Here is a 6,912-nt window from a genome sequence, read left to right on the forward strand (position 1 = left end):
CATCGACAAGACGACGCCGTTTCACGTGGGCGGAAAGGACGACCGAAAACGGCCGTACGAACCGCCCAGAATACGACTCGGCGGTGCCGCCTGCGTCGTGCCCGGACGCGGCGGGGGTGGGCGACCGGCATGGAGGTCCATTGACCGGTTGTTGACAAAAAGTTAGATTACGTCGGCAGATTCGGGGGCCGGGTACCTGAAGGGAGACCGTCCTCATGCTGCGACGAGTCCTGATCTCCGCCGCGGCCGCGGCGTCGCTCCTCGTCCTGGGTGTCCCGCCGGCGGCCCACGCCGCGGACGGCATCCGGACGCCGTCGAAGCCCTCGTACACCGTCACCCTGAGCAGCAACACCACGGGCACGACCTGGACGGGGCACGAAAGCGTCACCTTCACGAACGCGTCCGCCGACCCCCTGACGGAGGTCTACCTCCGGTTGTGGGACAACGCCCACGGGGCGTGCCCGTCCACCCCGATCACGGTGACCAACGTGACCGGGGGCACGCCGTCCGCCCTCTCGGCCGGCTGCACCGCGATGAAGATCACGCTGCCCTCCGCCCTCGCCCAGAACCAGAGCGCCTCGGTCGGGTTCGATCTCAGCATCGTGGTGCCCAGCGGCGCCGACCGCTTCGGCCGCGACGGGTCGTACAACTTCGTCGGGAACGCGCTGCCGGTCCTGGCGGTCCGGGACGCGAGCGGATGGCACCTCGACCCCTACACGAACAACGGAGAGTCCTTCTACGCGCTCATCAGCGACTACGACGTCACGCTCGACCACCCGACGTCGCTGCTCGTGCCCGCGACCGGCACCTCCGTCGACACGCCGGGCGCCTCCGGCCGCACAGTCACCAGGGCCACGGCGAAGAACGTCCGTGAGTTCGCCTGGGGTGCCGGGCCGTTCACGAAGACCACGGGCACCACGACCACCGGCGTCACGGTGAACGTCTACCGGGTGAGCTCGATCAGTTCGAGCAGCGCGAGCTCGATGATGACCACGGCGAAGAACGCCCTGGTCGCCCATGCCGGGCGGTTCGGCGCGTTTCCGTACGCCGAGGTGGACGTGGTGCTGGACAACAACTTCTGGTTCGGCGGCATGGAGTATCCCGGCTTCGTGCTCGACGTGATCAGCTCCACGGCTCTCGCCCACGAACTGGCCCACCAGTGGTGGTACGGCATCGTCGGCGACGACGAGTACACCAGCCCGTGGCTGGACGAGTCGTTCGCCGACTACGCCACCGACCTCTACAACGGCCTCTCCGGCACCAACTGCTGGAACAGCGTCTCCTGGCAGTCGTCCGCGGAGAAGATCACCAACTCGATGGCCTACTGGGACGCCCACCCGAGCCGGTACTCGACGGTCGTCTACGGCTACGGCAAGTGCGCGCTGCACGACCTGCGGCGCGCGATCGGCACGACGGCCATGGAGAACCTCCTGAGAAACTACGCCGCCGCCCACTGGTACGGGATCTCGACCACGGCGGACTTCAAGGCCGCGGCCCAGGCCGCGACTTCGGCCGACCTGTCGTCGTTCTGGACCACGCACCGCATCGACGGCTGACGGCGAGACGAATCGCGATCCGGCCGGGCCGCCCGGCCGGATCGCGATCTCGGCGTGCGCCCGGAGGGCCGTCGCACCGCCGCGGCGGTGGCCCGCGCCCCCGGCCCGCGCCGTATTCTCGCGCGCCCTTTTCCCCACGCGGACGGCCCGGATTGTTGTTCAGGGCTCCCTTCATCCCCGCTTTCGGTTCACCAATTCCGCTCCGCCGAAGACATTCCGATACGAGATATTCGGGTAGCGCGGAAGTCCCCGCAGGCAGCGTCATCGCCGCAGCACAGGGCACTGGCGGGACTCGCATAATTCTCGACCGCAATCCCCGTATACGGCTGTCTGACTTCGCGCAATACCGCCGGTAGACCTCTACGTCAAGCCATTGATCGGACCCTCGATTCGTGAAATACCGGATTCGCCCCGATCGAATCGGCAAGGAGGAAATCCTTCGTGAAACTCTCCCCCACCACCAGGACCACAGGACGCTTCGCCCGCCTCGCGACCGCGCTCGGCGCCGGCCTCGTCCTCGTGGCCGTCGCCGGTGCTCACCCGGCCGCCGCACAGGACCCGGGCAAGGACACCACGACACAGGCCATCGAGCCCGCCGGCGCGGTGCCCGGCGGCTTCGCGTCCTGGAAGGACCTCCTCGCGACCCAGGAGCGGCTGGTCCGCGCCGCGGACCGCATCACCGCCGCCGTCGCGCAGGAGCGGAACGGCGGCGGCTACGCCGGCATCGTGGCCGCCCCCGAGAACCACGAGCTGCGCCTGTACTGGAAGGGCCGCACCTCCCAGGCGATCGACGGGCTCGTCGGCCAGCTGCGCGGCGACGTCGCGGTGAGCGTCCTGCCCGCCCGGCACTCCGCGGCGGAGCTCACCGCCGCGATGGCCCGGATCACCAAGAGGGCCGGCAGCGCGATCACGTCCATCGCACCCCGCGTGGACGGCTCCGGCCTCACCGTCACCGGCGTCGACGCCGGCAGGGCCCGCTCGGCGGCGTCGGGCGAGACCGTGCCGATCACCGTGGAGGCGGGCGTCCGCCCGCAGCTGGCCACCCGCTGGAACGACTCCCCGCCCTGGTACGGCGGCGGCGCGTGGCAGTCCCCCGGCGGGGGCTGCAGCACCGGCTTCGCGGTGACCTACGGCGGGTCGAGCAAGATCCTGTCGGCGGGTCACTGCGCCGCGGCGGGCAACACGGCCACCGACCCCACCGGTGAGGTGATCGGCAGCGTCACCCAGGACAACAACGGCCTGGACGTCCTGCTGATCAACACCAGCGCCGCGGGCCGCGTCTTCAACAACCCCGTCGGCAACGTGTCCACCGAGTACAACAACCCGGTGATCGGCACCACCAGCAGCTACGTCGGCATGTGGCTGTGCACCTCCGGCGCCTACTCCGGCACCAACTGCAGCATCCAGGTCCAGCAGACGGGCGTGACCATCAACGTCGGCTACCTGATCACGGGCACCGTCCGCGCCGAGCAGTCGGCCCACACCAACGCCGTCGGCCAGGGTGACAGCGGCGGCTCGGTGGAGGTCGTCAACTCCGCCAACACCAGCCAGGTGTACGCGGCGGGCGTCAACACCGCCATCGACACCAGCACTGCCGTCACCTGCACCGGCTACGTGACCAGCGGCCGGACCTGCGCCTGGCGGATGTACTACTCGCCGTGGAGCAACGCGACCTCCGCGTTCCCCGGCATCGCGATCACACTCGGCTGAGCCGGCCGACCGGCCCGGCATCGGGCGGGACCGCGGCGCGACCGCGGTTCCGCCCCCGCCACCACCACGGCCCGTACCCTCAGCGAGGAGGGTGCGGGCCATGGTGGCTCACACTGACAGGAAGGGCGGCCCATGAACCGGCACAAGCAAGACGATCCGGTCACCGGAGGGGCCGGGACGGGCCGGGGCGCCACCGCGCCCCCGCGACGCCGGGCGAAGATCGCCGGCAGGGCCGGAGCGGCGCTGCTCGGGGCGCTGGCCGCGGGATGCCTGCTCACCACGGCGGCCTGCGCGTCGCCGGCCTCCGGCGGAGGCGGCCCCGCGGCCCCGGGCGGGGCGAGCGGCGCGTCGGACACGACGGGCCGCGCGGTGGGCGACACGTCGGGCGGCGCACCGGTCGACCAGGTGAAGCTCGCCCGGACCGCGGACCGGATCGACGCGATCCTCCGGCGAGACTTCCCCCGGCACTACGCCGGGGTCGTCCTCTCGGGGCACCGCCTGATCGTCTACCGGCGCCCGTCGGCCACCCTGGACGCGGCGCTGCGCAGACGGTTTCCGGGGGCGCCGGTTCAGATGCGCGACGCCCCGCACGCGGCCCGCGAACTGGACGCGCTGGCCGCCCGGGTGCGCGGCGACATCGGCTACTGGCGCCGACGCGGGGTGTCCGTCACCTCCGTGGCCGTCCGTTCCGACGGCACCGCGGTGGAGGTCGGCGTCACCGGCGTGGCCCGGGCCTCCGCCGCGCTGCGGCGGCGGTACGGATCCGCACCGCTGAAGGTCGTCGAGGCGGGGCCCACGCTCATCCCGGCACGCTGAGGCCCGTGCGGTCCCGCCTCACGGGACCACACGGGCCGGTCCGGCCTGCGCCGGTGGGAGGATGCCTGCCGTCAGGGCGCCGTCAGGGCTTCACCGCGACGCCGCCGTAGGCCCAGGCGTGCCCGCCTGGGATGTACTCGTAGCCGTCGTCCGGCCGCCACCGCACCACTTCGACCAGGCCCGGGTCGATCACCCGCCAGCCGTCGAAGAACGGCAGCACCTCGGCGAGCGTACGGGGCACCATGGGGGCGGTGCCTTTGTCGTACGGCTTGGTGAACTCCTCCCGGTCCACCTTGGGGGCGAAGTCGAGCGTGATGTGCGACAGCAGCAGGTGGCTGCCTGAGGGGACCGCCTCCTTGAACCGCTCGACCAGCGCGTACGGCCCCTCGTCGTCGCGGATGAAGTGCAGGACCCCGGCCAGGATGACGCCGACCGGGCGGGTGAAGTCGATCACCTCCCGGACCTCCGGGTGGGACAGGATCGTCTCCGGCTCCCGCATGTCGGCCTCGATCACCGTCGTCGCCCCGGCCGAGTTGCCCCGCAGGAGTGCGCGGCCATGGACCAGGACGATCGGGTCGTTGTCGACGTAGGCCACCTTGGCCTGAGGGTTGGCCTCCTGCGCGACCTCGTGGGTGTTGCCCTGGGTGGGGATGCCGGTCCCGATGTCGAGGAACTGCGTGATCCCCGCCTCCGCCGCGAGGTAGCCCACCGCCCGGCGCAGAAAGGCCCGGTGGGCCTGGACGCCCTCCCGCGTGCCCGGCGACGTCTTCAGGAGCTGCTCGGCGGCCTCACGGTCGGCCGCGAAGTTGTCCTTGCCGCCCAGCAGATAGTCGTACACCCGCGCCGGATGGGGGATGCTCGTGTTTATCCGCGAGGCAGCGGACTCGTGGGCCGTCGAGTGGGACATACGTGCTCCTTGCCGTCCCTCGCCGGGGGTGGTCCCCCCGGCGAGAAAGGTCACCGTGTAGAGGTTAGGCGCGGGTCCACCGTTGGTTCGCGCCGCCGTTGCACGACCAGATTGCCAGCTTGGTGCCGTTCGCGGTGGCGTTGTTGGGCACGTCAAGGCACTTGTTCGCGCCGACGGCGGTGATGGTGCCGTCCGCGTTGAAGCGCCACTGCTGGTTGTTCTGGCCGTTGCAATCCCAGATGATCACATTAGTGCCATCCGCCGTGCCCCGGTTGTTCACATCCAGGCACTTGTTGCCGTACACGCGCAGCTCGCCGGAGCTGGTCTGGGACCACCGCTGGTTCGTCTGGCCGTTGCAGTCCCAGATCTGCGCCTGCGTGCCGTTGGTCTGCGAGGCGACGTCCAGGCACCTGCCGGAACCCACCCCCTTGATCGCACCGTTCGTGCCCGGGGAGCTCGGCGTGGCCGAGGGCGTGACGAGGCCCCCTCCGGTCACGACGTACATGGCCGCCCCGTGCGCGGGCACGGACGCGCTGATCGTGCCCGTCGAGGAGCCGGTGCTGTGCGCCCACAGGTCACGGACCGAGTAGGAGGACGCGGCGCCGAGACCCAGGGCGGAGGTGGTGGTGGACACCGTCGCCGTCGAGGTGCCCCGGTTGAGCAGCACGACCGCGACGGATCCGTTCGACATCGGCTTGCGCCAGACCTCCAGGTTCCCGTTGTCGCTGATCTTGCTGCCCTGCCGGCCGCCCCAGTCCTGGTTCACGGCGATGACCTCGGTGTTGGTGAGGATCGTCCGGGTGTCGGCGCTCATCGTGCGGAGGTCGTTGCCCGCGATGAGCGGGGCGTTCAGCAGCGCCCACAGGCTGAAGTGCGCCCGGCCCTCGGTGCCGGTGATCGAGCCGTTGCCGACCTCCAGCATGTCGGGGTCGTTCCAGCCGCCCGGCCCCGAGTACGCCTCAAGCCCGACCTGCTGGTCCAGGATGCCCATGACCGAGTTCCAGTTCGCCTGGATGTCGCCGGTGTTGCGCCAGGAGTTGCCGGTCTGCATGCCCCAGGTCCAGACGCTCTCCTGGCCCCAGTTGCACAGGCTGAACAGAATCGGGCGTCCGGTCGCGGCCAGCGCGTCGCGCATCGCCTGGTACCGCTGCTGCCCGTTCTTGCCCTGGTGGTCGCCGCAGTTGTCGTACTTGAGGTAGTCGACGCCCCAGGACGCCCACAGGGCCGCGTCGCGCCGCTCGTTGCCGAGGCTCGCCGGGTAGCCCGCACAGGTCGTGAGACCCGCCGACGAGTAGATACCGAGCTTCAGGCCCTTGGAGTGGACGTAGTCGGCCACGGCCTTGATGCCGTTGGGGAACTTCTGCGGGTCCGGCACCAGGTCGCCGCTGGAGTTGCGGCTCTTGGTGGACCAGCAGTCGTCGATGTTCACGTACTGGTAGCCCGCCGCCGCCATGCCGCTCGACACCATGATGTCCGCGGTCTGCCGGATCAGGCTGTCGTTGACGTTGCAGCCGAAGCTGTTCCAGTCGTTCCAGCCCATCTGGGGCGTACGGGCGAGCCCGTTGTCCAGGGCCGCGGCCGGGGTTGTCGCACTGCCGACCGCGACCAGGGATCCGGCGGCGAGTGCCGCCGCCGTCGCCCAGCGGAGAATCCTGCCCATCTGACTGCTCCTCAGCATCGTGTTCGTCAGGGGGTGGTGAGGTCGAACCTGTTGACGGTGACCGAGCCGCCCAGGGACTGGGTGGCGTAGTTGAAGATGCCGAAGCGGTAGCCCATGAAGAACTGCCAGGCGTTGCCCATCGTGAAGGCGGGGCCGAAGGAGGTGAAGTTCACCCCGTCGGTGCTGTAGGAGAACTTGGCCTGGCGGCCGCTGCCGGGCCGGATGTCGGCGTTGACGCGCAGCCAGATCCGCCCGCCGGACAC

Annotated in this window: 6 protein-coding genes; 3 read left to right on the forward strand and 3 right to left on the reverse strand. The window is 70.4% G+C overall.

Translation table 11 applies throughout. The features are described 5' to 3' along the window. The first annotated feature begins 215 nt into the window (after positions 1–215). The 3 genes from FED44_RS14220 to FED44_RS14230 all read left to right on the forward strand — a co-directional run bounded on the left by FED44_RS14220 (position 216) and on the right by FED44_RS14230 (position 4,082). Positions 216–1,556: a M1 family metallopeptidase gene (locus FED44_RS14220; RefSeq protein ID WP_138460907.1), complete on the forward strand. Its 1,341-nt coding sequence runs from the start codon at positions 216–218 to the stop codon at positions 1,554–1,556. A 441-nt stretch (positions 1,557–1,997) separates the two neighbouring features. Next, positions 1,998–3,266: a chymotrypsin family serine protease gene (locus FED44_RS14225; RefSeq protein ID WP_111700779.1), complete on the forward strand. Its 1,269-nt coding sequence runs from the start codon at positions 1,998–2,000 to the stop codon at positions 3,264–3,266. 132 nt (positions 3,267–3,398) lie between these two features. Beyond that, positions 3,399–4,082 (forward strand): hypothetical protein, encoded by a 684-nt coding sequence (locus tag FED44_RS14230; protein WP_138460908.1) that lies wholly within the window; start codon positions 3,399–3,401, stop codon positions 4,080–4,082. An 82-nt stretch (positions 4,083–4,164) separates the two neighbouring features. Here the strand turns inward: FED44_RS14230 and FED44_RS14235 are convergent, their stop codons facing one another. The 3 genes from FED44_RS14235 to FED44_RS14245 form a co-directional block, all read right to left on the reverse strand. After that, positions 4,165–4,989 (reverse strand): SAM-dependent methyltransferase, encoded by an 825-nt coding sequence (locus tag FED44_RS14235; RefSeq protein WP_111702003.1) that lies wholly within the window; start codon positions 4,987–4,989, stop codon positions 4,165–4,167. A 64-nt stretch (positions 4,990–5,053) separates the two neighbouring features. Continuing rightward, the gene (locus FED44_RS14240; RefSeq protein WP_138460909.1) at positions 5,054–6,649 is read right to left on the reverse strand and encodes a lectin; all 1,596 of its coding nucleotides are present in this window, start codon (positions 6,647–6,649) and stop codon (positions 5,054–5,056) included. 26 nt (positions 6,650–6,675) lie between these two features. Continuing rightward, the coding region (locus FED44_RS14245) for a beta-xylosidase family glycoside hydrolase (protein ID WP_208758969.1) at positions 6,676–6,912 on the reverse strand (237 nt) is incomplete at its 5' end.

Source organism: Microbispora triticiradicis (assembly GCF_005864065.1).
GTDB lineage: Bacteria > Actinomycetota > Actinomycetes > Streptosporangiales > Streptosporangiaceae > Microbispora > Microbispora triticiradicis.

Excerpts from the sequence above, each read along its gene's own strand:
- FED44_RS14230 (WP_138460908.1), top strand. The coding sequence starts at position 3,399 with ATGAACCGGCACAAGCAAGACGATCCGGTCACCGGAGGGGCCGGGACG.
- FED44_RS14235 (WP_111702003.1), bottom strand. The coding sequence starts at position 4,989 with ATGTCCCACTCGACGGCCCACGAGTCCGCTGCCTCGCGGATAAACACG.
- FED44_RS14240 (WP_138460909.1), bottom strand. The coding sequence starts at position 6,649 with ATGGGCAGGATTCTCCGCTGGGCGACGGCGGCGGCACTCGCCGCCGGA.
- FED44_RS14220 (WP_138460907.1), top strand. The coding sequence starts at position 216 with ATGCTGCGACGAGTCCTGATCTCCGCCGCGGCCGCGGCGTCGCTCCTC.